Annotated in this window: 21 protein-coding genes; 9 read left to right on the forward strand and 12 right to left on the reverse strand. The window is 75.6% G+C overall.

Annotation, left to right across the window (positions count from 1 at the left end):
- Positions 1-33: 33 nt before the first annotated feature.
- The 6 genes from ND486_RS00075 to ND486_RS00100 form a co-directional block, all read right to left on the reverse strand.
- Positions 34-1,455 carry an SDR family NAD(P)-dependent oxidoreductase gene (locus ND486_RS00075; RefSeq protein ID WP_251782211.1) on the reverse strand — a complete coding sequence of 474 codons (1,422 nt, stop codon included), beginning with the start codon at positions 1,453-1,455 and terminating at the stop codon, positions 34-36.
- Positions 1,456-1,518: 63 nt separating this feature from the next.
- A complete protein-coding gene (locus ND486_RS00080; RefSeq protein ID WP_251782212.1) occupies positions 1,519-2,178 on the reverse strand; it encodes a heme oxygenase (biliverdin-producing) in 660 nt (219 codons plus the stop codon).
- A 100-nt stretch (positions 2,179-2,278) separates the two neighbouring features.
- A complete protein-coding gene (locus ND486_RS00085; RefSeq protein WP_251782213.1) occupies positions 2,279-2,878 on the reverse strand; it encodes a TetR/AcrR family transcriptional regulator in 600 nt (199 codons plus the stop codon).
- 40 nt (positions 2,879-2,918) lie between these two features.
- Positions 2,919-3,404, reverse strand: a complete 486-nt coding sequence (locus tag ND486_RS00090; protein ID WP_062395851.1) for a peroxiredoxin — start codon at positions 3,402-3,404, stop codon at positions 2,919-2,921.
- A gap of 516 nt (positions 3,405-3,920) precedes the next feature.
- Positions 3,921-5,822 (reverse strand): primary-amine oxidase, encoded by a 1,902-nt coding sequence (locus ND486_RS00095; protein ID WP_251782214.1) that lies wholly within the window; start codon positions 5,820-5,822, stop codon positions 3,921-3,923.
- Positions 5,819-7,345 (reverse strand): APC family permease, encoded by a 1,527-nt coding sequence (locus tag ND486_RS00100; RefSeq protein WP_251782215.1) that lies wholly within the window; start codon positions 7,343-7,345, stop codon positions 5,819-5,821. The genes ND486_RS00095 and ND486_RS00100 overlap by 4 nt, the downstream gene beginning before the upstream one ends.
- A 210-nt stretch (positions 7,346-7,555) precedes the next feature.
- Here ND486_RS00100 and ND486_RS00105 point away from each other — a divergent pair, with 210 nt between their 5' ends.
- Entirely contained in the window at positions 7,556-8,980 is a 1,425-nt protein-coding gene (locus tag ND486_RS00105) for an APC family permease (RefSeq protein WP_251782216.1), read from the forward strand.
- A gap of 41 nt (positions 8,981-9,021) precedes the next feature.
- Positions 9,022-9,726, forward strand: coding sequence for an IclR family transcriptional regulator (locus ND486_RS00110; protein WP_238590040.1), 705 nt, complete (start codon positions 9,022-9,024; stop codon positions 9,724-9,726).
- A gap of 27 nt (positions 9,727-9,753) precedes the next feature.
- Here the strand turns inward: ND486_RS00110 and ND486_RS00115 are convergent, their stop codons facing one another.
- A complete protein-coding gene (locus ND486_RS00115; RefSeq protein ID WP_307799818.1) occupies positions 9,754-10,140 on the reverse strand; it encodes a DUF6319 family protein in 387 nt (128 codons plus the stop codon).
- 195 nt (positions 10,141-10,335) lie between these two features.
- Between ND486_RS00115 and ND486_RS00120 the strand changes: the two genes are divergently transcribed.
- Positions 10,336-10,716 (forward strand): VOC family protein, encoded by a 381-nt coding sequence (locus ND486_RS00120; protein WP_251782217.1) that lies wholly within the window; start codon positions 10,336-10,338, stop codon positions 10,714-10,716.
- Positions 10,717-10,719: 3 nt separating this feature from the next.
- On the opposite strand, the gene ND486_RS00125 is transcribed toward ND486_RS00120, so the two are convergent.
- Positions 10,720-11,367 (reverse strand): TMEM175 family protein, encoded by a 648-nt coding sequence (locus ND486_RS00125; RefSeq protein WP_251782218.1) that lies wholly within the window; start codon positions 11,365-11,367, stop codon positions 10,720-10,722.
- A 70-nt stretch (positions 11,368-11,437) separates the two neighbouring features.
- Here ND486_RS00125 and ND486_RS00130 point away from each other — a divergent pair, with 70 nt between their 5' ends.
- Positions 11,438-12,454, forward strand: coding sequence for an alcohol dehydrogenase catalytic domain-containing protein (locus ND486_RS00130; RefSeq protein ID WP_251782219.1), 1,017 nt, complete (start codon positions 11,438-11,440; stop codon positions 12,452-12,454).
- A gap of 208 nt (positions 12,455-12,662) precedes the next feature.
- Entirely contained in the window at positions 12,663-13,970 is a 1,308-nt protein-coding gene (locus ND486_RS00135) for an MFS transporter (protein WP_251782220.1), read from the forward strand.
- Between the two features lie 81 nt (positions 13,971-14,051).
- Here ND486_RS00135 and ND486_RS00140 read toward each other — a convergent pair whose 3' ends face one another.
- On the reverse strand, positions 14,052-15,026 hold the full coding sequence (locus ND486_RS00140) for a threo-3-hydroxy-L-aspartate ammonia-lyase (protein ID WP_251782221.1): 975 nt from the start codon (positions 15,024-15,026) through the stop codon (positions 14,052-14,054).
- Positions 15,027-15,160: 134 nt separating this feature from the next.
- Between ND486_RS00140 and ND486_RS00145 the strand changes: the two genes are divergently transcribed.
- On the forward strand, positions 15,161-15,550 hold the full coding sequence (locus tag ND486_RS00145) for an excalibur calcium-binding domain-containing protein (protein WP_251782222.1): 390 nt from the start codon (positions 15,161-15,163) through the stop codon (positions 15,548-15,550).
- A gap of 226 nt (positions 15,551-15,776) precedes the next feature.
- Positions 15,777-16,385, forward strand: a complete 609-nt coding sequence (locus ND486_RS00150; RefSeq protein ID WP_251782223.1) for a class F sortase — start codon at positions 15,777-15,779, stop codon at positions 16,383-16,385.
- A gap of 175 nt (positions 16,386-16,560) precedes the next feature.
- On the opposite strand, the gene ND486_RS00155 is transcribed toward ND486_RS00150, so the two are convergent.
- Positions 16,561-19,185 carry an ATP-dependent RNA helicase gene (locus ND486_RS00155; protein ID WP_251782224.1) on the reverse strand — a complete coding sequence of 875 codons (2,625 nt, stop codon included), beginning with the start codon at positions 19,183-19,185 and terminating at the stop codon, positions 16,561-16,563.
- 16 nt (positions 19,186-19,201) lie between these two features.
- Positions 19,202-19,351, reverse strand: coding sequence for a hypothetical protein (locus ND486_RS00160; protein ID WP_208825523.1), 150 nt, complete (start codon positions 19,349-19,351; stop codon positions 19,202-19,204).
- Between the two features lie 149 nt (positions 19,352-19,500).
- Here ND486_RS00160 and ND486_RS00165 point away from each other — a divergent pair, with 149 nt between their 5' ends.
- Positions 19,501-20,712: an acyl-CoA dehydrogenase family protein gene (locus ND486_RS00165; RefSeq protein ID WP_251782225.1), complete on the forward strand. Its 1,212-nt coding sequence runs from the start codon at positions 19,501-19,503 to the stop codon at positions 20,710-20,712.
- On the forward strand, positions 20,705-21,871 hold the full coding sequence (locus ND486_RS29480) for an acyl-CoA dehydrogenase family protein (protein ID WP_251782226.1): 1,167 nt from the start codon (positions 20,705-20,707) through the stop codon (positions 21,869-21,871). The genes ND486_RS00165 and ND486_RS29480 overlap by 8 nt, the downstream gene beginning before the upstream one ends.
- A gap of 15 nt (positions 21,872-21,886) precedes the next feature.
- Here the strand turns inward: ND486_RS29480 and ND486_RS00175 are convergent, their stop codons facing one another.
- Complete coding sequence (locus ND486_RS00175; RefSeq protein ID WP_285898046.1) at positions 21,887-23,368, reverse strand: alkaline phosphatase D family protein; 1,482 nt, start codon at positions 23,366-23,368, stop codon at positions 21,887-21,889.
- Positions 23,369-23,845 lie beyond the last annotated feature (477 nt).

The raw sequence follows: 23,845 nt of genomic DNA on the forward strand, positions 1-23,845 counted from the left end.
GCGGCGCCCCCCGACAGTGACGGGTGGACCCCTCTACCAGGAGGACACGCGGTAGTTCTTCAGGAACACTCCGTGCAGGTCCTCGCCCGCCTCCCCGGCGACGATCGGGTGGTAGACCCGGGCGGCGCCGTCGGCGAGGTCGAGCGGGGCGTGGAACCCCTCCTCGGCCAGGCGCAGCTTCATCGGGTGCGGGCGCTCGTCGGTGATCCAGCCGGTGTCCACCGCGGTCATCAGGATCCGGTCGGTCGCGAACATCTCGCCCGCGCTGGTGCGGGTCAGCATGTTCAGCGCGGCCTTCGCCATGTTGGTGTGCGGGTGCCCGGGGCCCTTGTAGCCGCGCCCGAACACGCCCTCCATCGCCGAGACGTTCACGACGTACTTGTTGCGCGCCGTCGACGCCGCCATCGCCGGGCGCAGCCGCGACACCAGCACGAACGGCGCCGTCTGGTTGCACAGCTGCACCTCGAGCAGCTCGAGCGGGTCCACGTGCTGGACGTGGTCGACCCAGCTGTTGACCGCCGCGGTGTCGGGCAGCAGCCCGCCCGCGTCGACCGCGGTGCCGGCGGCCATCCGCTCCGGCGACGCCGACCGGGCCGTCGTCGCCAGCGCGGCCAGGTCGCGCCCGCCCGGGACCGCCCCGGCCAGCAGGAGCGGGTGCTCGCGCGGGGCGCTGGTGAACGACACGATCTCCGGCAGCTCGCCCGCGGGCAGCTCCTCGTGCTCGGCGGCCTCCAGCGCGGAGTAGGAGCCGGGGGAGCGGCGCACCGTCTGCGCGGCGTTGTTGACCAGGATGTCCAGCGGTCCCGCGGCGGCGACCTCGTCGGCGACGGCGACGACCTGGCCCGGGTCACGCAGGTCGACCCCGATCACCCGCAGCCGGTGCAGCCACTGCGCCGAGTCGGGCAGCGCGGCGAAGCGGCGTGCGGCGTCGCGCGGGAAACGGGTGGTGATGGTGAGGTGGGCACCGTCGCGCAGCAGCCGCAGCGCGATGTACATCCCGATCTTGGCGCGGCCGCCGGTGAGCAGCGCGCGGCGCCCGGACAGGTCGGTACGGGCGTCGCGGTGGGCACGGTGCGCGGCGGCGCAGTCCGGGCACAGCTGGTGGTAGAAGGCGTCGACGACGGTGTAGCGCGTCTTGCAGACGTAGCACCCGCGGGCGCGGTGCAGCGTCCCCGCGGTCGCGCCGGGGGTGGTCGACACCAGCGGGATGCCGGCGGTCTCGTCGTCGATGCGCCCGGCCGCGCCGGTCGCGGTGGCGGCGGTGACGGCCTCGTCGGAGGACTTCTCGGCCTGCCGCTTCTCGGCGCGGCGCCGCAGCCGCACCGACTTCCAGATCCCCGCGGTCGCCCGCCGGACGACCACGGCGTCGGGGTGTTCGGGTGGCAGCTCGTCGACCCGGGCCAGTACCTTCAGCGCGGTCGCGAGCTCGTCCGGGTCGATGCCGGGGCTGGACACCGGGACACTCCTGGGATCGGTGGTCGGGGGACGGGCGTCGATCCTAGTTCCCCCGATTCCGGCTCAGGACGCCAGCGGCTGCGCGAGCCCGACCTCCTGCGCCATCTCGGTGAGGACGGCGATGTTCAGCTCGAAGGCGTGCACCGCCTCGGCGAGCAGCCGCTCGCGCTGCGCCGGGGTCCAGGCCGCGTCGTCGAGCAGGGCGCGGTAGCGGGTCCGGAACGCCGACGGGCTGCCGAGGGCCCTGAAGTCGTAGAACAGCCGCCCGGGGCCGTCGATGCCGTAGGTGCGCTGCAGGATCTTCCCGACGACCTGGCCGCCGGCCAGGTCACCCAGGTAGCGGGTGTAGTGGTGGGCCACGAACAGCGCCGGGTCCGAAGCGGCCTCGCGCAGCCGCGCCACGTAGGCCGCCGTGGAGGGCAGGACCCGCGGGACCCCGCCGCCGAGGGCGTCGAGGTCGGCGTGCAGGGCGGGCACCCGGCGCAGCTCGTCGATCACGAACGGGGCCGCGACCGGGTCGGCGGCCAGGGCGTCCCCGGCCTCCTCCAGCGCGGTGTAGATCGCGACGTACTGCTCCGCGAGCAGGGTGTAGGCGTCCAACGGGAGATCACCGTCGAACAGCGCCCCGAAGTAGCTGCACCGGTGGGCCCGCTCGTGCACCGCCCAGGTGGCCTGGCGGAGATCGGCGGACAGCGTGCCCGTGATGGGGGTCGTGGCGTCCATCGGCCCTCCCGTGACGTGACGTCTGGTGCGACGGCACGGCGCCGGATCTGACACCGTGTCAGATCACGATGGTAGGGCCCCGACGCGGGTAAGGCTAGCCTCAGTCGCGCGCAACCGTCGAGACCGCTCGCAGCACGGCCGCGACCGCCGTCGCGATCGTGGCGTCGAGCTCCGCCGGGTCGACGTCGACGATCCGCCTGCTCGACAGCGCCCCCGCCACGACGGCGGCGAGCACCCGCGGGTCGTCGTCGACCAGGCAGCCCTGCGCCGCGCCCTCGCGCAGCACCGCCACCAGCCGGTCGGAGATGGGGTCGGCGTGCGCGGCGATCCGGCGGTAGGCGGCCGGGTCGAGGGCACCGGCCAGCGCCTGGCCGGGCGGTAGGTGGAACTCGGCGAGGCGGCGCAGCTGCAGCCGGGCGAAGGCGGCGAGCCGTTCACGGGGGTCCGCGGCCTCGGCGAGCGCGGCGTCGAGCTCGGCGACGTAGCGCTCCGCCTCGTGCTCGACGAACGCGACGAGCAGGGCCTGGCGGTCGGGGAAGTGGTTGTAGAGCGCCGAGCGCCCCACGCCGGCGGCCGCGGCGACCCCGGACAGGGTCACCGTGTCGAAGCCGCGTTCGTAGAGCTGCACGCGCAGGGCGTCGAACACCCGCTCGCGCACCTGCTCGCGGTGCGTCGCCAGCGAGCCCAGGACCTTCGGCACGCGGGCCAGTGTAGGCCCGCGTGCCGGTCGGCCCGGAACCTCAGAGCTGCGCGAGCACCGACTCGACGCCGGAGATCTCGACGGTCGGCGGGACCGGCTCGACGCCGATCCAGCGCACGACGCCGTCGGTGATGATCGCGGCGTAGCGCTGCGACCGGGTGCCGAGGCCGAACTTCGACCCGTCCATGTCCAGACCGGCGGCCTTGGCGAAGTCGCCGTTGCCGTCGGCGAGCATGAGCACCGCGTCGCCGGCGCCGCGGGACTCGGCCCAGGCCTCCAGGACGAACGCGTCGTTGACCGAGGTGCAGGCCACGGTGTCGACGCCCTTGGCCTTGAGCTCGTCGCGGCGCAGGACGTAGCCGGGCAGGTGGGTGTCGGAGCAGGCCGGGGTGAACGCGCCGGGCACACCGAACAGCACGACCGTGCCGGTGCCGAGCACCGAGGCGCTCTGCACGGGCTTCGGGCCCTCGGCGGACGGGGTCATCAGGGTGACGTCGGGGATCTGGTCACCGGCGGCGAGAGCCACGGGTTCCTCCTGGTGCTGCGGGGTGGAGCGGTCGGGACCGACCCTAGTCCGCCACCGCCCCGCCCGGCCCCGCGCCGTCGTCACACCCCGTCCTGTCGCCGGGCACCGCCGCACAGGTTCGGGCGCCGCCGCACAGGGTCGGACCCGTGCGGCGCGTTCGGAACCCGTGCGGCGCCGGGACGGGGCGGGCCGACGTCGCGTGGCCGGAGCACCGGGTGGTCGGGGAGTTCGACGGCCGGATCACGTACGGCCGATCGGCGGGCCCGGGCCAGGACCCGGCGCAGGTGCTGTGGGAGGAGAAGCTGCGCGAGGACCGCATCCGTGCCGCCGGGTTCGCCGTCGTCCGCCGGACCTGGTCCGACCTGACCCCCTTCACCGCGACCGCCTCCCGCCTGGGCGCGGCACTCGGTCGCCGACGACACCGGCGCCGCACACGTCGTGGACGCGCCGCGCAGGACAGAACCTGTGCGGCGGCGACACGGCCCGTGCGGCGCCGGCTCGGAGTGGGGCGGACGGTCAGTGGCAGCTCGTGGGCGCCGGCGGGACGTCGAGGGTGGGGTTGCGGTCGAAGAACCCGGCGGGCTTCAGGACGAAGCCGGTGTAGTCGACCGGCATGACCGGCCAGTCCTCCGGCCGCGGGAAGTGGGTCAGCCCGAAGGTGTGCCACAGCACGACGTCCTGGCCGTCGAGGTCGCGGTCCGCCGCGACCCAGGACGGCAGCCCGTCCCCGCCCGGGTTCTGGTTGACGAAGTCGCCGGCCGGGTAGCGCTGCGCCGGGTCGTAGCGGGTCACCCACAGCGCCTTCGAGGCGAACGTCGCCCGCGCGTGGATCGACGACGCCGGGTCCGCCAGCAGGGTGGGCTGCCCGTGCGGGTGCAGGACGTAGCCGACCGGCCGTCCCAGGGCGTTGGTCCGCTCGGTGTTCACCACGTGCCAGACCCGCCCGGACCCCGGGTCGGCGTCCCGCTGGGCCTGCGACTCACGGGTCAGCCGGGTGGCCGAGCGGGCGAACGCGTTGCCGTGGGCGTTGCCCTCGCCCATCGGCACGCGGACCGCCTCGACCTCCTCGACGGCGTTGGCCGTGCCGTCGACGGTCATGTCCAGCCGCGCGGAGAACAGGTGCTGGTGGAACGGCGCACCCAGGCCGGGCGCGACCTCGGTGGCGTACTCGCCGGGCGTGCCGGAGGTGAACACGATGCCGGTCGCCTTGCACTCCAGCTCGATGGTGCCGTCGAGGTAGAGGTACCAGTAGAAGCCGTAGTCGTAGTTGCCGATCGGGGTGAAGAACGAGATCACCAGGCGACGCTGGCGGCGCACCTCACGGGCGCCGGTGAAGATGTCGGTGTGCTTCCAGAGGACGCCGTGGTCCTCCTCGTGCATGCAGATGGCGTTGCTGATCGTGCGCGGGTTGCCCAGGTCGTCGGCGACCACCGCGTCGAGGTAGTGGATGTCGCCGAGGCAGTCGCAGCCCAGCTGCAGGGAGTCGGCGTAGCGGGCGAACATGTACTCGCCGCAGTCGAAGTAGTTCTGCCAGAACCGCACCGGCGCCGGGTCGGCGTAGGGCACGACCATCTCCGCGACCGAGGCGCGGTAGCAGATCGGGCGCTCGTCGAAGGCGATCTGGTGCAGGGTCAGGCCCTCGCGCTCGTTGAACCCGACGCGCAGGTCCCACTTGCCCCAGCGGACCCGGCCGTCGGTGACGGTGAACGAGCGCCCCTCGGGCTGGGTGATCTCGATCGGCTTGAGCGAGGTCATGTGCTCGCCCTGTACGGCCGGGTCGTCGAAGTTCCCGCTGGTCGCGGGCACCGGCACGACGCCGGTGTCGATGACCCGGTCGACCGTGCGGGCGGTGAGGTCGACGTAGGCGACGAGCCCGTCGACGGGATGTGCCCAGGCGTGGTCGGCCTCGTGATCCTGGCGGAACCCGAAGGCGCGGGCGAGGCGGCGGCCCTTCTCCCCGGGGATGTCGTAGACGCCGGCCGACAGCGGCACGGCGCGCACCGAGGCGGGCTCCAGCCCGCGCTTCTCCAGCGCGGCGAGCCAGTCCGGCGAGGCGTTCAGGACGTCCTCGATGAACTCGAACTCCGAGTCGATGATCGGCGGCTGGCCCTCCCGCTCGGGCTCCAGCTCGCGGCAGGAGACCAGCTCACGACGGGTGACCGAGACGACCGTGTCGTGGGAGCGCCCGGTGCCCAGGTCCAGCAGCACCGCGCGGAAGCTGCGCTCGGCGTCGGCGCCGTCGGGGTGGGCGAGGACCTCGGACTTGGGCGGCTCCTCGGGGGCGAAGAACGCGAAGCGGACGTGCTCGGTGAGCAGCCCGGCCGCGGCGAGGACCTCGCGGACGACGGTGACCTCGGCCTCCGTGGTCGGGGCCAGCGGGTGGCTCGCGGTGGTGCGCGGCTCCTGGACGGCGGTCATCGGGTCTCCTCCTGGAGGTCGGTTCCGGCGGTGTCGTGCCCGGTGTCGTGCCCGGTGACGGTTCCGGGTGCGTCGGGCGAGGGCAAGGTCCCGGGGCGGTCACCCGTGAACCGGGTCAGGACCGTTCCGAGCACGAACGCGGCGACCAGGACCCCGCCGATGGCGGTGGCCAGCGCGGGGGAGCCGCCGATGAGCGTCGGGAAGTTCGCGACGGTCAGCCACAGGCAGACCAGCAGACCGGCCAGCCCCAGGGCCGGGGCCGCGACGGTGTGCCAGAACCGGGTGTCGACGCGCGAGCGGCGGAAGAACACGAGCACCGCGGCGCAGGTCAGCGCCATCAGGGCGAGCACCCCGAGGGTCGCGGTCCCGGCCATCCAGGCGAACACCTGGGTCACCGGGTCCATCCCGGTCACCGCGAACACCGCGATCAGCGCCAGCGCGGTGCCCGACTGGGCCGCCGACGCGGCGTGCGGCGAGGCGTGCCGGGCGTGGCTGCGGCCCAGTGCGGCGGGCATCGAGCCGGCGTTGCCGAGGGCGAACAGGTAGCGCGAGAGCACGTTGTGGAACGACAGCAGCGCCGCGAACAGGCTGGTGACCAGCAGGACCTGGGCCAGGTCGCCGCCGACGGGGCCGAGCACCGCGGTGATCGTCGCGACGATCATGTTCCCGGGGTCCTCGGTCGCGCGGGCCACGGCGCCGTCGTCGCCCCAGGCGGAGACGACCGCCCACGACGACAGCGTGTAGAACGCGCCGATCAGCACGAGGGCCAGGTAGGTGGCGCGGGGGATGGTGCGCCCGGGGTCGCGGGCCTCGTCGCGGAACACCGCGGTGGCCTCGAACCCGATGAACGACGCGATCGCGAACATGATCGCGATGCCGAGCGAGCCGGACAGGAACTGCGACGGCACGAACAGCGCCGTCGAGCGGCCGGAGCCGAGCCCGCCGGTCGCGGCGACGACCGCGTCGAACACCAGCACGATCGCCACCTCGGCGACCAGCAGCGTGCCCAGGACCCGCCCGGACAGCTCGATGTGGCGGTAGCCGAGCACCCCGGCGGCGACGAGCGCCAGGGCCGCGTAGAGGTACCAGGGCAGGGTGGGCCCGCCGTAGTGCTGCACCAGCGCGTCGACGGTCGCGCCCAGGTAGCCGTACACCGCGGCCTGCACCGCGGTGTAGGTGACCAGCGCGAGGAAGGCCGAGCCCAGGCCCGGCGCGGCACCGAGCCCGCGGGCGACGTAGGCGTAGAACGCGCCGGCACCCGGCACGTGCCGTGACATGGCGCAGAAGCCCACCGCGAACAGCAGCAGCACCACCGCGCACAGCACGAAGGTCATCGGGAACGCGGCACCGTTGCCCGCGGCCAGTCCCAGCGGCACCGTCCCGGCGACGACGGTCAGCGGCGCGGCCGCGGCGACCACCATGAACACGATCGACCCGGCGCCCAGCGTCCCGCGCAGACGGTGCCGGTCCGCGGGCTCCGGGGACGGCGACGGTGGTGACGGGCGGGGCGCGGGTGCGCTCACGGTTCCTCCTGGCGGTCGAGGCGGACGTCGGGTGCCGGGACGGTGGCCGGTGCCGCGGACCGTGCACAACGCCGGATCCCATGTGGTGCGAATCACCGGCGGTGGTGTTCCCGCGCTGCGGGAACGGCTCCGGAGTTTTTCTCGTTCGACCCGTCGTCGCTGGTCATGGCGTCGACACGGGGAGCTAGTGTCCGCGGGCGAGGATCACCGGTGAGGGCGGGAGGGGGCGTCGTGACGTCGTTGCGTGACCGGTCACCGGTGCACGGTCTGGCCCGGCGACGGGTGGGCCCGGCCGACGTCGCGGCGCAGTCGATCGCCGGCTCGGCACCCTCGGCGGCGATGGCGGCCACCCCGGTGATCGTCGCGGGGATGGCCGGGGCGGGGACGGTGTGGTCGTTCGTCGTCGCCGGTGTGCTCGCGCTGCTCGTCGCCGCCTCGGTCGCCCGGTTCACCCGCCGGATGGCGGCACCCGGGGGGATCTACACGCTGACCGCGCAGGGCCTCGGCGCCGGACCGGCGTTCGCGGCCGGGATCGCGACGCTGGCCGGGTACCTGCTGCTGTGCGGCGCGGCGATCGCGGGTGCCGTGGCCTACCTCGGGCCGCTGTGCGGGCCGTGGGCGACCGGGCCGCTCGCGTCGGCACTGCTCGCCGTCGCGGTCGGCGCGGTGGTGACCGCGCTGGTCGTGCGCGGGGTCCGCCCCGCGGCCCGGGTGGTGCTGCTGGTGGAGGCGGTCGCGGTCGCGGTGCTGGTCGGGGTGTTCGTGGTGCTGCTCGTCGGCGGCCCGCTGCCCGGCCCCGGCGCGCCCGTCCCGCCCGCGGGCCCGGGAGCGGTCGCCGCGGGCGTGGTGCCCGCGCTCGCGGCGTTCATCGGGTTCGAGGTGGCGACCTCGCTCGGGGCCGAGGCCCGGCGCCCGTTCCGGTCGGTGCCGCGCGCGGTCACGGCGACCGCGGCGGTGACCGCGGTGCTCTACGTCTTCGCGGCCGCGGTGCAGGTCGCCGGGTTCGCCGCCGTCCCGGGCGGGCTCGCCGGGCAGACCCAGCCGGTGCAGGTCCTCGCCGTCGCCCGCGGCTGGTCCTGGATCCCCCCGCTGCTCGACGCCGCGCTCGTCCTGTCCTTCCTCGCCTGCGCGGTCGCGACGACCACCGCGCTGTCGCGGGTGCTGTTCGCCCTGGCCCGCGACGGCGTCGTGCCCCGCCCGCTGGGGCGTACCCACCGCCGGTTCCGGACCCCGCACGTCGCCGTCGGGCTCGGGGCGCCCGCGGCGACGCTCGCGGTCGCCGTCCCGGTCGCGCTGGGCGTCCCCGTCGGGACGGTGCTCGCCGCGCTGCTCGGCGTCGCGACGGTCGGGTTCCTCGTCGGCTACGTGCTGGTCTGCCTGGCCGCGCCGGCGTTCCTGCGCCGCATCGGCGAGCTGACCCCGGCCGCGGTCGCGACCGCGGTGGTGGCCGTCCCGTCGCTGGTCGCGGCCCTGGTCGCGTTCGTCGTCGCCGCCCCGGCCACCGGGATCGCGCTCGCCGCGGCGCTCGGGGCCGGTGCGGTGTGGGCCGTCGTGCTGCGCCGCCGCGGGCGGCTGCACGGCCTGGGCGTCTACGACGAGACCGTCGCCTCCGACGTCTGGGGGCGGGCCCGGTGACGGTGGACCCGGCGCCGATCAGCGGACGCCAGCCACGGGCCGTGCGGACCGCGCTCGCGGTGCTCGAGGAGGTCGTCGCGGCCGGACCCGGGGTCACCGCCAAGGAGATCTCGACGGCGCTGCGGCTGCCCCCGGCGACCACCTACCGGGTGCTGAACCTGCTCGTCGGCGAGGAGTACCTGGTCCGGCTGCCCGACCTGCGCGGCTTCGCGCTCGGGCGCCGTGCCGCGCGGCTGTCCCCGGTCGCGGTCCCGCGGCTGCCGACCGCCGCGCGCACCGTCGTCGACCACCTGCGCGGCCGCGTCCGGTGGGGCGTGCACCTGGCGATCTTCGACGGCGCCCGGCTGCAGGTCCTCGACCCGGACCCGGACCACCCGCCCAGCGACGCCGACCTGCTCGCCCGGCTGCCCCAGGCCTCCGCGCTGGGCAGGCTGCTGCTCGCCGAGCAGCCCGACTGGCGGGCCCTGGTCCGCGACCTGCGACCGGTCACCGACCGCACCGTCACCGACCCGGACGCGCTCGACGCCGTCCTCGACGCCGTCCGCCGCGACGGCCTGGCCACCCAGACCGGTCAGCTGCGCCCGGACCGCGGGTGCCTGGCCGTACCGGTCCGTTCGCCCGCCGACGGGGCGCTCGTCGCGGGTCTCGCGCTGTCCGGCCCGGCGACCCGGGTCGCCGACCCGGACCCCGAGCTGGTCACCCTGCTGCGCGAGCACGCCACGACACTGGGGCCGCTGCTCGGCTGAGCCACCGCGCCGGTCACCCCGGCGTGGTCACTGCTCCAGCTCGGCCAGGTCCTTGCGGGCCTGCTCCAGCTCGGCCTCCAGCTCCGCCACCCGCGCGGCCTTCGCCGACCGGGCGCCCTCGATGAGCTCGTCGACCGGGCCGGACAGGTCGGCGTGCAGCGCCGCAGCCGCCGCGGACACCGCCGACGCCGTCACCGGCAGGCCGCGGGCCACCCACGTGGTGCCCTGCTTCAGCTCGGCCTGCCAGTCGCCGTCGGCGGAACCGCTGACGGTCAGGGTCATGGTCACGACCCGGGTGGTGCGGGCCGTCGAGCCCGGTGGCCTGCCCCGCCTCCGCTTCGGCGGCTCGGGCGCCGGGGTGCTCGCGGTGTCCGCGGGCGGGGTCTCCCCGCCGGTCGTCAGCTCGTCGTCCACGTGCGTCCTCGTCCCTCTCCACTCGGCTGCACGGCCAGGTACAAGGGTGATTCACGAACGCCCGTTCGCCGGTAGCGACCCGCCCGAGTGGTCCGTGTGGGTGTCGACGTCGGACGACCGGTCACGGTCCGGGGCGGTGGCGGTCACCCACAGGAGGATCTGCGTCCGGGTGGCCCGGCTGCCAGCATCGCGGTCATGCGCATCGACCACCTCGACCACCTGGTGCTGACCGTCGCCGACGTCGACGCCACCGTCGCCTTCTACACCCGCGTGCTCGGGATGGAGGACGTCGAGTTCGGCGGCGGGCGCCGCGCACTCGCCTTCGGCCCGAGCAAGATCAACCTGCACGAGGCGGGGCGGGAGTTCGAGCCGAAGGCCGAGCGGCCCACTCCGGGTAGCGCCGACCTGTGCCTGATCACCCTCGACCCGATCGAGCAGGTCCGGCGCGAGCTGGCCGAGGCCGGCGTGGCCGTCGAGGAGGGGCCGGTCGAGCGGACCGGGGCCCGGGGTCCGTTGCTCAGCGTCTACCTGCGCGATCCGGACGGGAACCTCGTCGAGATCAGCAACGAGGTCTGAGCCTCACGCGGTGTCCGGCGTGCCCGCCTGCGCGCGGGCCCGCGCCGCGCGGTGCGCGGGGAACAGCCGCTCGGCGACGGCCGAGACCGGGACGGTCAGCAGCCAGGACAGCATCGCCCAGGTCGGGCTCAGCGGGGCGATCACCAGCGACGGCAGGAACGACACCACCGGCGCCAGCCCGTTGACCAGCGTGTGGCGGGCCTCGTCCGGGGTCACGTCGGCGCGGGTCAGGCGGCCGCGGTAGGAGCCGTAGGCCCACATCGCGGCGGAGAACGAGCCGATGACGACCAGCGTGGCCGCATAGAGCACGACGGCCGCGGTGCTGTCGCCGTGCCCGCCGAGCAGCGACGTCGGGAACGGCAGGAACGCGATGCCGAACAGGTAGCCGAGGTTGAGCGTCATCATCCGGGCGTCGGCGCGGTCGAAGCGGGCGAACAGCTGGTGGTGGACCGTCCAGTACCGCCCGATCACCGCGAAGCTCAGCGCGAAGGTGAGCATCCGCGGCAGCAGCTCCACCAGCTGCGGGGCGACCGGGCCCGGGCCGATCTCGGCGTCGGTCAGCGGCAGCACCAGCAGCGTGATCGCGATGGCGAACACCCCGTCGCTGAAGAACGTGATCCGTTCCAGCCCGACCTCGACCCGACGCCGCATCCCTGTCCTTTCCCCGTGCAACGGCGCTCATCGTGCCCCACCGGCCGCCACGGACCTAGGCTGGTCCGTCGTGACGTCCCCGCTCGTGCGCACCGTCCGCTTCCACGCCACGGGCGGCCCGGAGGTGCTGCGGATCGAGCGGCTGCCGCTGCGCGACCCGGGCCCGGGGGAGGTGCGGATCCGGGTGCACGCGGTCGGGCTCAACCGCTCCGAGGTGAACTTCCGCCGCGGCACCTACCTCGACGCCCCGGTGCTCCCCGCGGGCCTGGGCAGCGAGTGCTCGGGCACCGTGCTCGGGACCGGTCCGGGGGTGACGGGCTGGGCGCCCGGCGACGAGGTGTGCGTGATCCCGGCGTCGTCGCAGAACGAGCACCCGGTCTACGCCGACGAGGCCGTCGTACCGGTCCGGTCGCTGCTGGCCCGCCCGCCCGGTCTCGACGACGACGGCGCCGCCGCGCTGTGGATGCCGCTGCTGACCGTGTGGGGCATGACCCGTCACGCCGTCCGGCTGCGGGAGGGGGACCGGCTCGTCGTCACGGCCGCGGCGAACAGCATCGGGGCCGCGGCGCTGCAGGTCGCGCGGCACCTCGGGGTGCACGCCGTCGCCGTCGTCCCCGACGACCGGCACGCCGCGGTCCTGCGCTCCGCCGGGGCCGCCGAGGTGCTGACCGGCACGCCCGACGCCGAGACGCTGCGGTCCGCGCTCGGCGGCGGTGCCGACCTGGTCCTCGACGCCGAGGGCGGGCCCGGCGTCGCCCGGCTGGTGCGGGCCTGCGCCCCGGGCGGCGCGGTGATCGTCCACGGCGGACTGTCCGGGGAGCCGACACCGCTGCCCGCGGCCGGGTACGCGCCGGTGTGGCTGCGCCGCTTCCACGTCCGCGAGGTCACCGGCGACGCGGCGGTGCTGGCCCGCGCCGAGGCGTTCGCCCGCGCCGGGCTCGCCGCGGGCACGCTCACCCCGCTGGTGGAGCGGGTCTTCGACCTGGACGACGGCGTCGCGGCCGTCGCCGCCGCGCACGCGCACCTGGAGTCACCGGACCGGGCTCCGGGCAAGCCGGTGCTGCGGACCGGTCAGCGGAACAGGTAGGCGCCCGGCAGGGCGTTCCCGACGCCGGCGACCGGGCCGAGGCCGCCGAGCGCGATCGCGACGACGGCGGGTTCCCCGACCGCAGCGGGACATGGGCACGGTCACGGTCGTTCGCATTGCTCATGACATGCGTTGCGTGATGCAATGTTCGGCAGGTCCGATACGTCCATGATCTCTCCGGGGTCCGTTCCCGGGGGAAGGCGATGACATGTCCCGAACATCCGGTGCGGCGCACGCCCCCAGCCCGTTCCGCCAGCCCAAGGCCGTCTGGGCGGTGGCCTTCGCCTGCGTCATCTCGTTCATGGGCATCGGGCTGGTCGACCCGATCCTGCCGTCGCTGTCCGGGCAGCTGCACGCCACGCACGCCGAGGTCGAGCTGCTGTTCACCAGCTACCTCGTCGTGACCGCGATCGCGATGCTGGTGACCGGCTGGGTGTCGTCCCGGATCGGCGCGAAGAGGACCCTCATCACCGGCCTCGCGCTGATCGTGGTGTTCGCGGCGCTGGCCGGGGCGTCGTCGGGGATCTGGGGCATCGTCGGCTTCCGGGCCGGCTGGGGCCTGGGCAACGCGCTGTTCATCGCAACCTCGCTCGCGGTGATCGTCGGCTCGGCCTCGGGCGGCTTCGCCGGTGCGATCGTGCTCTACGAGACCGCGCTCGGCGTGGGCATCGCCACCGGTCCGCTGCTCGGCGGCCTGCTCGGCAACGTCTCCTGGCGGGGCCCGTTCTTCGGCGTCTCGGTGCTGATGCTGATCGCGCTCGTCGCGACCGTCGTGCTGCTGGAGCCGACGCCGGTCCCGACCCACAAGGCACGGCTCTCCGAACCGCTGGCCGCCCTGCGCCACCGCGCGCTCGCCACCACCAGCGGGGTCGGGCTGCTCTACAACTGGGGCTTCTTCACCCTGCTCGGCTACGCACCGTTCCTGATGGGCGGGCTCGACCCGATCTCGCTCGGTGCGGTGTTCTTCGGCTGGGGGCTGCTCGTCGCGGCCTTCGCGGTGTTCGGTGCGCCCTGGCTCAAGGACCGCTTCGGCACCGCGCGCACCCTCTACGGCGCGCTCGTCGGCATCGCGGTGCTGCTCGCGGCCATCGGGCTGTTCGACGACGTGCCCGCCGTGGTGATCGTCGCGGTGGTCCTGTCCGGCATCGTGGTCGGCGTCAACAACACCCTGGTGACGACGGCGGTCATGTCGATCTCGCCGGTGCCCCGCCCGACCGCGTCGGCCACCTACGGGTTCGTCCGGTTCATCGGTGGCGGCCTCGCCCCGTTCGCCGCGGGTCTGATGGCCGCGGCCGTCGGTGCCTCGGTGCCGTTCCTGATCGCCGCGGTCGTCGTGCTGGTGGGAGTGGCGCTGCTCTCGACGATCCGCCGTGACCTGGACGCCGCCGACGCCGAGGCCGAGCAGCCCGGCCCGTCGCACGAGCGCGCCGCCGCCGAGGAGGCCGTCCGGGAGGTGCCCGGGCTGCCGACCGAGGCGGTGATCGCCGAGGACGCGCTGCAGCACGACCGGCGCTGAGACCCTCCGCCCCGACCGGGCCCCGTCCGGACCGTCCGGACGGGGCCCCTCCGTGTCGTGCCGCCCGGGCCGGTGGCGCGGTCAGCCGGTGACGAGGGCGGCGAAGCGGTCCAGGTCGACGTTGCCACCGGAGATCGTGACGCCGATCCGCGTCCCCGCCCACCGCTGCGGGTCCGCGGCGACGGCCGCCCGCACGCCCGCGAAGGCCAGCGCCCCGGTCGGCTCGACGAGCACCTTGTAGCGCGCCGCGAACAGCGCCATCGACTCGACCAGGGCGGTGTCGGGCACGGTCACGATGTCGGTGACGAGCTGCGCGATCACGGGGAACGTGTGGTCGCCGAGGTGGGTGGTGGCGGCGCCGTCGGCGAGCGTGCGGGGCTGCGGGATGCGCACGACGTGCCCGGCGCGCAGGGACTGCAGGCCGTCGTCGCCGGCCTCGGGCTCGACGCCGTACACCTGGGCGTCGGGGGACAGGGCCTGCGTCGCGAGCAGTGATCCGGAGAGCAGCCCGCCCCCGCCGAGGCAGACGAACAGCGCGTCGAGCGGGCCGTGGTCCTCCAGCAGCTCCAGCACCGCGGTGCCCTGCCCGGCGATGACGTGCGGGTGGTCGTAGGGCGGGACGAGGGTGAGCCCACGCTCCTCCGACAGCGCGGTCGCGATGGCCGCGCGGTCCTCGGCGTAGCGGTCGTAGCCGACGACCTCGGCGCCGTAGCCGCGGGTGGCGGCGAGCTTCGAGGCCGGGGCGTCGTGCGGCATCACGATCGTCGCGGGGACCTCCAGCAGCTGCGCGGCCAGCGCCACGGCCTGGGCGTGGTTGCCCGAGGAGAACGCGACGACCCCCGCCCGCCGCTGTGCCGCGGACAGCCGGGACAGCGTGTGGAACGCCCCGCGGAACTTGAAGCTCCCGGTGCGCTGGAGGTTCTCCGCCTTCACGAACACCTGTGCGCCGAGCTCGGCGTCGGTGAGCCGGGAGGTGAGGACGGGGGTGCGGTGGGCGTGGCCGCGCAGGATCGCTGCCGCGGCACGGACGTCGTCGGGGGTGGGGAGAGCGTTCACCGGACCACCTTCCGCCGCCCGGCGGAGCCGGTTCAAGTCCGTTCGGATCCATTCACGATCGGGTGTAACGACCGACACGTCCGGATCGCTGCTACCTGCGTGGCTCCCCCCACGTTCCCCGGAAGGACACCCCGATGCGCCTCCGCTCCCTGTCCGCCGCCGTGCTCCTCGCGACCGCGGCCGCCCTCCCGCTGGCCGGTACGGCCTTCGCCCAGGACCGCGACTGCAAGGACTTCGCCAGCCAGGCCGACGCCCAGGCGGCCCTGACCCCGGGTGACCCCTACGGACTCGACCGCGACAACGACGGTCAGGCCTGCGAGGACCACGACTACGGCAGCGCGGCGTCCCCGGCCGCGGTCGAGGCCGCCTCCGACGACTCCACCCAGGTCACCGCGACGCCGGTCGGTGGCGTCGAGGCCGGTGGCGGCCCGGCCGACGTGCTGCCGCTGGCGCTCGGTGCCGTCGTCGCCGGTGGCATCGGCGCGGTCGCGGTGCGGCGCGTCGCCACCGGTCGCCGCGGCTGACCCCGGCACCGTGCCCGGTCCCGTCCTCCCGGTGCCCGGACCCGCCGCACCGCCCGGTGCGCGGGCCGGGCGCGGCCCCGTGGCCGGGGACCGGTCCGGGCGCGGGACGGTGGCCGGGGACCACGCCGGGCGCGGAACGGTGGCCGGGGACCGGGCCGGGACGGTGCGGCGCGGGAGCCCGGACCGAGGGCGGCGGGCGCGGCGACGAGCCGGTGCACTGCGCCGGGTGACGCGGGTGCTGGCGCCGGTCGGTGTCCTCACCGCCGCGCTGCTGCTCGCCGACCCCGCGGGCGCACCCGAGCCCGGGGCGACGGCCGTCGCCTCCGTCCCGGTGCCCGCTCCGGCGCCCGCGCCGGGGGCGTTGCTGCCGCCGGGGCCCGCGCCGCTGGTGCGGTCCGAGCCGGTCCGGCTACGGGTCGACCGGCTCGGGCTCGACACCGTGCCCCGGCCGATGGGGCTGGCCGCGGACCGGTCGATGGAGGTCCCCGCGGATGCGGGCACGGTCGGCTGGTACACCGGCGCACCGACCCCGGGGGAGGTCGGTCCCGCCGTGCTCACCGCGCACGTCGACTGGAAGGGACTGCCCGGCGCCTTCGCCGACCTGGACACCCTCGAGCCCGGCGACGAGATCCGCGTCGACCGCGCCGACGGGACGTCGGTGGTGTTCGCCGTGCGCCGGGTGGGGCGCTTCCCCAAGGCGGAGTTCCCGACCGCCGAGGTCTACGGCGATCTCGACCACGCGGGCCTGCGACTGATCACCTGCGGCGGGGTGTTCGACCGGTCGGCCCGCAGCTACGTCGACAACGTCGTGGTGTTCGCCGACCAGGTCCGCTGAGCGGCCCGGCTGTCCCGCGGAGCGAGGCCCGGGCCCTACGCGCCGTCGCGGTCCGTCGTCCCGCGCTCGTCGAGATGCAGCTCAGCGGGCTGTGGAGATCCACACTTCCCGCTGAGCTGCAACTCGGCGACAGGGCCGCCGCGCCGGCGGAGCTCCGGGGTGCGGGGTGCGGGGCTCATCTCCGGCGCCCGGTGCCCCGTCCCGGTGTCGCGGTGCGCGGGTCCTCGGGCCAGGCGTGCTTCGGGTAGCGCCCGCGGAGCTCGGCCCGGACCTGCGGGTAGGCGTTGTCCCAGAACGAGTCCAGGTCCGCGGTGACCGCCGTCGGACGCCCGGCGGGGGAGAGCAGGTGCAGCACCACCGGGACCCGCCCGTCGGCGACGGCCGGGGAGCCGGTCCACCCGAACACCTCCTGGACCTTCACCGGCAGGGCCGGGGCCGCGCCGGAGTAGTCCAGTGCGATCCGGGACCCGGTGGGGACGGTGAGCCGCTCCGGGGCCAGCTCGTCGATCCGCCCGGCGAGCCCGCCCACGGACGCGGCGACGTGGCGGCGCAGCGCGGGGCCGGCGTCGACCCGGGCCAGGTCGGAGCGTCGCCGGGCGGTGGCGAGCGGACCGGCCAGCCACCCGGCGGGATCGGCGGCCGAGTCGAGCAGCGCCTCCTCGGACACGTCGGGCCACGGTGCGCCCAGCACCCGGTGCAGGAAGCCCAACCGCTCGCGCAGGGAGACCGCCCCCGCCGTCCAGCGCAGCAGCCCGGTGCCCTCGGCACGCAGCCCGGCGACGAGCGCGTCACGGACGGCGCCGGGGTCGGGGGAGCGGTCGGGCTTCTCCGACAGCACGATCGCGCCGAGCCGGTCGACGGTGCGGGCGCGGACGTCGCCGTCGCTCCAGACGGCCTCCGAGCCGGTGACCCGCAGCGGTGCGGCGGCGCGCAGCGCGGTCGCGGCGTCGGTGGTCGCGGCGAGGCGGACCCGGCCGTGGGTCTGCCCGGGGCGCCGGTCGGCGACGGCGACGGCCAGCCACTCGGCGTCGCGCAGCGGGCCGGGCGGGACCTCGACGGCGGTGCCACCGGTCATCAGGAACACCCCGGCCGCGGCGTCGCGGCGCCGGGCGAGCCGCTCGGGGTAGGCGAGCCCGGTGACCAGCGCGACGAGTTCGCCGCCCGGGGCCCCCGCGGCGCGCCCGGGCTGTTCGCGCGTACGGCCCGGGGCCGCGGCGGCCGGGCCGGAGCGCGCCCCGGCTCCCGGCGAGGTGCCCGGCGACACGGCGGCGGTCGGCGGGGCGGCGACCGCGGGGGACGAGGCGCGGGCGCGGCGCAGTGCACCGGTCAGGCGGTCCCGGTCCCCACGCCACCGCCCGGCGCCGGGGGCGTCGCCGGAGCGCAGCCGGGTCAGCGCGGCGGTCAGGTCGTCGGCGGGACCGGCGAGGGTGTCGTCGTCGAGGACGGCGACGATCCCGGCGACCTCCCGCGGGTCCCCACCGGCGGCGACGCCGTCGAGCAGGGCCCTGGCGAGGCGCGGGTGCAGGCCCAGCGCGGAGATCCGCCGTCCCCGGTCGGTGACCGCGCCTCGCGTGTCGATCGCGTCGAGTGCGGTCAGCACCGTCCGTCCGGCGGCCAGCGGACCGGGCGGCGGGGCGTCCCACCAGCGCAGACCGCTGCCGTCGGGAGTGCCCCAGACGGCGAGGTCCAGCGCGAGCGCGGTGAGGTCGGCGGTGCGGATCTCGGGGTCCGGGGCGTCGGCGAGGACCTCTCCCTCGGGCCAGCAGCGGTAGGCGACGCCGGGTGCCTCCCGGCCGGCGCGGCCCGCGCGCTGGGTCGCGACCGCGCGCGAGACCCGCCGCGTCACGAGGCCGGACAGTCCGCGCCGGTGGTCGGTGTGCGGGACCCGGACCAGCCCGGAGTCGACGACGGCCCGGACACCGGGCACGGTCAGGCTGGACTCGGCGACGGCGGTGGCGAGCACGATCCGGCGCCGTGGCCCGTCGCGCAGCGCCGCGTCCTGCTCCGCGGCGGGCAGCCTGCCGTGCAGCGCGAGGACGTCGGCGTCGGGTCCCAGCTCGCGCAGCGCCGACGCGGTCCGCCCGATCTCCGCGACGCCCGGCAGGAACGCCAGCACGCTGCCGTGCTCGAGCGCCCGCACGCACGTCCGGGCCACGGTGTTCTCGATCCGCTCGATCCCGCCGCGACCGGCCCGGGCGGGCGGGACGTGGGCGACGGCGACGTCGTAGCTGCGGGCGGCGACCTCCAGCACCGGCGCGGGCCGGTCGTCGTCGCCCAGCAGTACGGCCGGGCGGGCCGCGTCGAGGGTCGCGGAGGTGGCGAGCAGCCGCAGGTCGGGCCGCAGCCCGTCGCGGGCGTCGAGCAGCAGGGTGAGCAGCAGGTCGGCGTCGAGGTGACGCTCGTGCACCTCGTCGAGGACGACGGTGGACACCCCGGCCAGCTCCGGGTCCCCGGCGAGGCGGCGCAGCAGCAGGCCGGAGGTGACGACCTCGACCCGGGTGCCCGGCCCGGTGCGGGCGTCGCCGCGGACGCGGTAGCCGACCGGCCCACCGACCTCGGTCCCCAGCAGCGACGACATCCGGGCCGCGGCGGCCCGGGCGGCGACCCGGCGCGGCTCGGCGACCAGCACCGTGCCCCCGGGTGCCGGGCCGGAGCCGTCGAGCCCGGCCAGGGCGAGCGGCACGAGGGTGGTCTTGCCGGTCCCGGGCGGGGCGACGAGCACGGCGGCGCCGCGGTCGTCCAGCGCCGCCCGCAGCTCGTCGAGGACGGCGCGGACCGGCAGGTCGGGGAGTGGGGGCATCACTCCCGAGTATGGGTCAGGCCAGCCCGCTGTAGGACAGCACCATGATCACGACGACGGCGGCGGCCAGTCCGGCGGTGATCAGCAGCAGCACCCAGCCCGGCAGCGCGGTCTCGTCGAGGACGGGGGCCGCGGGACGGTGGGTGGCGGCGGTGGTGGCGGGCATCGTTGCTCCTGCGGTTCGGACTGCGTCAGACGGACGAACCTGATGTCGCGCACGGACCAGGAACCGTTAACCGTGGTCCCCGAAACTGATGACGGCTAGGTTCGGAGCGACGTCGACGACGACCGTCAGGCCCGCCTTCCGGAGGTGCGATGAGCTCGCCCACCACGACCCGACCGGCATCCGACGCGGCCCGCGTGGCACAGGCCGCCCGGGAGGTGGTCGAGGCCCACGACCCGCGGTCGGTGCCGCGCGAGGAACTGTTCGGCGCCCTCTACGACGCCGGGCTCGCCTGGGTGCACCACCCCGAGGGGCTCGGCGGGCTCGGCCTGTCCCGCGGGCTCCAGCCGGTGGTCGACCAGATCGTCACCGACGCCGGCGGCGAGCGGATGTTCGCGGTCAACCCGATCGGCTACGGCATGGGCGCGCCGACCGTCGTCGAGTACGGCCCGGACCGTGACCAGGTGGCGGCCTGGCTGCGGCCGATGGCCACCGGCGAGGAGATCTGGTGCCAGCTGTTCAGCGAGCCCGGCGCCGGCTCCGACGTCGCGGGCCTGGCCACCTCCGCGGTCCGCGACGGCGACGAGTGGGTCGTCAACGGGCAGAAGGTCTGGACGACCCTGGCCCACGTCGCGCGGTGGGGGATGCTCGTCGCCCGCACCGACCCCGAGCAGCCCAAACACCGCGGCCTGACCTACTTCGTGATCGACATGACCCAGCCGGGCGTCGACGTCCGCCCGCTGCGCCAGATGACCGGGCAGGCCGAGTTCAACGAGGTCCACCTGCACGACGCCCGGGTCCTCGACGCGCACCGGCTCGGGGAGGTCGGCGCCGGCTGGAAGGTCGCGATCACCACCCTGATGAACGAGCGCACCGCCATCGGCGGGGTCACCGGGAGGCGCGGCAGCGGCGTCATCGGCGAGGCCCTCGGCCTGTGGCGGGCCCACCCCGACCGGCACACCCCGGTGCTGCGCGACCGGCTCGCGGCACTGTGGACCCGCGCCGAGACCCACCGCCTCACCCTCGCCCGCGCGCGGCGCACCGCGAGCGCCGGACAGCCCGGTCCGGAGGGGTCGGTGTCCAAGCTGGTCGGCGCCGAGCTGAACCAGGACGTCTACGAGTTCTGCATGGACCTGCTCGGCCCGGACGCGCTGCTCTACGACGACTGGACGATGGACCGCGCACGGGTGCACACCGACCCGAACTCCACGGTGCAGCAGCGCTTCCTCCGCTCACGCGCGAACACCATCGAGGGCGGCACCTCGGAGGTCATGCGCAACATCCTCGGCGAGCGCGTCCTCGGTCTGCCCGGCGAGCCCCGGTCGGACTCCGACCGCCCCTGGAAGGAGGTCCCCCGTGGCTGAGCAGGAGCTCCGGGAGTTCGACGTCACCGACGAGCAGCGCGAGCTGCGCGCGGCGCTGCACCGCTTCGCCGGGCGCCAGCACGACGAGGCCACCCTGCGCCGGCTCGTCGACACCACCGACGGGTTCGACCGGGCACTGTGGGCCCGGCTCGGCACCGAGCTCGGCGCGCTGTCCCTCGCGGTGCCCGAGGACCTCGGCGGCGCCGGCGGGACCTGTGTGGACCAGGCCGTCGCGGCGGAGGAGCTGGGTGCGGCGCTGGTGACCGGGCCGCTGCTCGGCACCGTCGCGCTCGCGGTCCCGGCGCTGGTCGCGGCCCCGGCGGGCGACGGGCGCGACGCGCTGCTCGCCGCGCTGGCCGACGGCTCGCGCACCGCGGCCCTGGTCGCCCGGCTCACCGAGCCCTACGACGGCGCCACCGCGGCCGGTGTCACCGCCGACGGCGACCGGCTCACCGGCACGGTGGAGCACGTCCCGGACGCGGGCGCCGCGGACGTGCTGGTCGTCGCGGCCGCGGGCCCCGAGGGCCCGGTGCTGGCCGTGGTCGACCCCGGCGCCGACGGGGTGCGGGTGCAGCGGTGCGGCTCGTTCGACGTGACCCGCCCGGTCGCCCGGGTCGTCCTCGAGGGGGCGACCGGCACCGTGCTCGCCACCGGCGCGGACGCCGACGGCGCGCTGCGGCACGCCTTCCGCACCGCCGGGGCGCTGCTCGCCGCCGAACAGGCCGGTATCGCCCGCCGCCTGCTCGACCTGACCGTCGCCTATGCGAAGGAGCGGCTGCAGTTCGGCAGGCCCATCGGGTCGTTCCAGGCGGTCAAGCACCGGTGCGCGGACATGCTCGTCGCCGTCGAACAGGCCCGGACCGCGGCGCTGCACGCGGCCTGGGCGGTCGACGACCCGCGCGTCGACGACGCCGACCTCGCCGTGTCGATCGCGCAGGCCACCTGCTCGGAGACGGCGTACCGGGTCGCCGCCGACGCGGTGCAGCTGCACGGCGGGATCGGCTTCACCTGGGAGCACGTCGCGCACCTGTACTACAAGCGCGCCGTCGCCGACGCGGCGCTGCTCGGGTCCGCCGAGGCCCACCGCGAGCGCATCGCCGCACTGGTGCTGGACACCCTCGACGACGACGTCCGCGAGCCCCGGGTCGCGACCGGCTGAGCGCCGGGGGCCGGGTCAGACCTTGTTCAGGCCCGGCTCCCGGTCCGGCACCACGAACGACGCCGCCGTGCGCACCGTGGCACCGGGCTCGCTGACCCGGGACACGGTGCGGAAGTCCGCGCGCATCTGCGCGGGGGTGAACGTCGCCAGCACGTAGCCGCGCCGGTCGAGCGACCACACCGAGCTGCCGCTGCGACCGGACTTCGCGTCGCCGTCGCCGTCGCCGCCGGAGGTGACCGAGGTGGTGACGAGCTCGGTGCCGGCGATCCGCTCGTCGGCACCGGGGATCTCGTTGGCGTGGTGGACGTGCTCGTCGCCGGTGAGGACGACGGCGTTGCGCACGCCCGCCTCGGTCCAGCCGCGGACCACCCGCTCCCGGGACCCGGTGAACTCCCCCCAGGTGCCGGACTTGCCGCCCCGGCGCGGGGCGAAGAACACCTGCTGGGCCAGCACGTCCCAGCCCGCGGCGGAGTCGGCCAGCCCGCGCAGCAGCCAGCGTTCCTGGTCGGCGCCGAGCATCGAGCCGCGCATCCGGTACTGACGGGTGTCCAGGACGTGGAAGGTGGCGAGCGAGCCCCACGCGAGCCGCCGGTAGAGCTGGATGTCCGGGCCGTCGGGCACCGAGGCCCGGCGCAGCGGCATGTGCTCGTAGTACGCCTGGGCCGCGGCACGGCGCCGGTCGGGCGTCGCGCCGTCCCAGTCGTTGACGACCTCGTGGTCGTCCCACACGACCACCCACGGCGCGACGGCGTGCGCGGCGCGCAGGTCCTCGTCGGAGCGCTGGTGGGCGTGGGTACGGCGGTACCCGGCGAGGGTCTTCGGCTCCGGCGGTCCCGGGTCGCGGACCTCGCCCCGGTCGGTCTCGTAGAAGTAGTCGCCCAGGTGCAGGACGAGGTCGGGGGCGTCGGCGGCCAGCCCGCGGTAGGCGGTGAAGTGGCCCGCCCCGAACTTCGCGCACGACGCCGTCGCGATGGTCAGTGAGGCGGCGGCCGCCCCCGCCGCGGGAGCGGTCCGGGTGCGCGCGACGGGGGAGAGGTGGCCACCGGTACGGAACCGGTAGAAGTACTCGCGGCCCGGGGCGAGCCCCGCGGGCTCGGCGTGCACGCTGTGCGCGAGCTCGCGGGTGGCGGTCTCGGTGCCGCGCGACACGACGCGGGCGAAGCGCTCGTCCTCGGCGACCTCCCACTCCACCTCGACGGCCCGGTCGGGCATGCCGCCGCGGCCGTCCTCGGCGTCGGGCTCGGGGGCGAGCCGGGTCCACAGGACCATCCCGTCGGGCGACGGGTCGCCCGAGGCGACGCCGAGGGTGAACGGGTCGGGCGTCGTCGCCTGGCGCAGGGCACCGGCGAACCAGCGGGGCACGGCGGCGGGCTCACCGCCGGGCGTGGCCGGCACCAGCCCGGCGACCGCGGCCCCGAGGGTGCCGAGCAGCACGCTGCGGCGTGGCAGTGCGGTCACACGTCCTCCTGTGCGTGGTGGTCGGGGAGAACCGTCCATGCTCCGCCCCGGCGACCCCGGCGGCGGTGCGCACGCGCCGGGGCCGGTGTCGCCGGACGAGTGAATCACCGCGCGTGCCCGGCCACGGGCGATCGGCCGGAACCGGCCGGGTGCACCCCCGGTCCTCCGCGGCACGCCCGCACCGACGGCTGATATGTAGTGAGCTGCATCACATCCAGGCTCACGTCGAACCTCCGCTCGTCGAGTCACGAAAACAGTTCATCGGGATCGCGTCGCATCGCGGCCCGCGACCGCGACGCCCTCGACGTCGCGGTCGGAATCGTGCCGCTGTGCCCCGGAAACGGTGTGAGCCGGGGGTCGGCCGATCATAAAAAATGACTATGTAACGCGTTGGAAATGGTCGACGATTCTGCCCGTACACGCTCGTACTGCCGGGGGATGGCGATGGTGTCGAAAGACGGGGTGATGACCGCCGGGCCTGTGCGCGAACAGGAATCGCGCACGGTGTCCGAGTCG

The organism is Pseudonocardia sp. DR1-2, from assembly GCF_023717215.1.
In the GTDB taxonomy this organism is placed as follows: Bacteria; Actinomycetota; Actinomycetes; order Mycobacteriales; family Pseudonocardiaceae; genus Pseudonocardia; species Pseudonocardia alni.

What these genes read in the sequence shown, in the direction of transcription:
- ND486_RS00080 (WP_251782212.1), bottom strand. Translation starts at nt 2,178, where the DNA reads ATGGACGCCACGACCCCCATCACGGGCACGCTGTCCGCCGATCTCCGC.
- ND486_RS00095 (WP_251782214.1), bottom strand. Translation starts at nt 5,822, where the DNA reads ATGACCGCCGTCCAGGAGCCGCGCACCACCGCGAGCCACCCGCTGGCC.
- ND486_RS00120 (WP_251782217.1), top strand. Translation starts at nt 10,336, where the DNA reads ATGCGCATCGACCACCTCGACCACCTGGTGCTGACCGTCGCCGACGTC.
- ND486_RS00125 (WP_251782218.1), bottom strand. Translation starts at nt 11,367, where the DNA reads ATGCGGCGTCGGGTCGAGGTCGGGCTGGAACGGATCACGTTCTTCAGC.
- ND486_RS00135 (WP_251782220.1), top strand. Translation starts at nt 12,663, where the DNA reads ATGTCCCGAACATCCGGTGCGGCGCACGCCCCCAGCCCGTTCCGCCAG.
- ND486_RS00145 (WP_251782222.1), top strand. Translation starts at nt 15,161, where the DNA reads ATGCGCCTCCGCTCCCTGTCCGCCGCCGTGCTCCTCGCGACCGCGGCC.
- ND486_RS00155 (WP_251782224.1), bottom strand. Translation starts at nt 19,185, where the DNA reads ATGCCCCCACTCCCCGACCTGCCGGTCCGCGCCGTCCTCGACGAGCTG.
- ND486_RS00160 (WP_208825523.1), bottom strand. Translation starts at nt 19,351, where the DNA reads ATGCCCGCCACCACCGCCGCCACCCACCGTCCCGCGGCCCCCGTCCTC.
- ND486_RS00165 (WP_251782225.1), top strand. Translation starts at nt 19,501, where the DNA reads ATGAGCTCGCCCACCACGACCCGACCGGCATCCGACGCGGCCCGCGTG.
- ND486_RS00175 (WP_285898046.1), bottom strand. Translation starts at nt 23,368, where the DNA reads ATGGACGGTTCTCCCCGACCACCACGCACAGGAGGACGTGTGACCGCA.